This is a genomic window from Protofrankia sp. CiP1_Cm_nod2, assembly GCF_920664355.1.
Lineage (GTDB): Bacteria > Actinomycetota > Actinomycetes > Frankiales > Frankiaceae > Protofrankia.
The window spans coordinates 8,694-9,252 of sequence record NZ_CAKKTL010000187.1; the positions used below are offsets into that span (position 1 = coordinate 8,694).

Here is a 559-nt window from a genome sequence, read left to right on the forward strand (position 1 = left end):
GGGGTTCGGACCAACGATAAGCCCCGTATGACGAACGCGCACCGGCAACCGCGAAGAGCAATGCCCCCGCGGGCAAATTCTCCGGTGATTCACGCGCCGAAAAGAGCGGCGGAATCTGCGCGTTCGCGAGTATTAGCGGGTTTTGTTCGGTTGCTTTTCCGTGCTGGTGCGCCGCCGGACACACCGTGGTGACACGCCGGCAACAGCACATCGGCCCGCCGCCGGCAGGGAATCCGGCCGGTGGCGGACGGGCCGAAGTACTCAGGGCGTCGCGGGGTTCACCGCCGGCGGCAGGTCACCCACGGGGCCGGGCACCGGGGACGGCCGGAGGCCACCGCCCGCGGGTACGGTCAGGGCCGCGGGCAGGCGGGTGTGCGGGACGACGGGAACACCGCCGAGAAAGACCCCGGTCACCGCGTCGGGACGTTCGAACAGCGACAGGTCGCCCGGATCCTCGTCCAGCAGAATAGCGTCGAACTCGTAGCGTGGGGCAATACGACCGACACTTTCCGAGATACCGCACAGGCGTGCACCGTTGGCTGTCGCCGCGAGCAGGGCC

General features: G+C 68.9%; 1 protein-coding gene. It reads right to left on the minus strand.

The genetic code is table 11. The features are described from left to right. Positions 1-261: 261 nt before the first annotated feature. The coding region (locus NBW84_RS18265; protein WP_250285947.1) for an amidohydrolase family protein at positions 262-559 on the minus strand (298 nt) is incomplete at its 5' end.